Source organism: Erwinia sp. PME.40.26/001 (assembly GCF_055556675.1).
Window position 1 is genome coordinate 1 of the sequence record NZ_JBVHNP010000252.1, and the last position, 261, is coordinate 261.

The window sequence follows — 261 nt, forward strand, 5'->3', positions numbered from 1 at the left end:
GGACATACCGCGTTCTCGACATTACCGGTGATTGCAGAAGTGGCGAAAGAGCAAGGCGTTCGCCCTTCCCGGCCGCTGTCGATTGCGGTAGTGGCTTCGCAGATCGCGATTACCGCATCACCCATTTCAGCCGCAGTGGTCTTCTTCGCCACCCTGCTTGAGCCGCGCGGCGTCAGCTATATCACGCTGCTGGCGATTGCCATCCCCTCGACCATGGTGGGCCTTTTCCTGGCGGCTCTGGTGACTAACTTCTTAGGCCGT

Annotated in this window: 1 protein-coding gene; it reads left to right on the forward strand. The window is 59.8% G+C overall.

Annotated elements, in window-relative coordinates; translation table 11 throughout:
• A partial coding sequence (locus ACZ3HG_RS24070) for an anaerobic C4-dicarboxylate transporter family protein (RefSeq protein WP_465334938.1) occupies nt 1-261 on the forward strand: 261 nt, incomplete at both ends.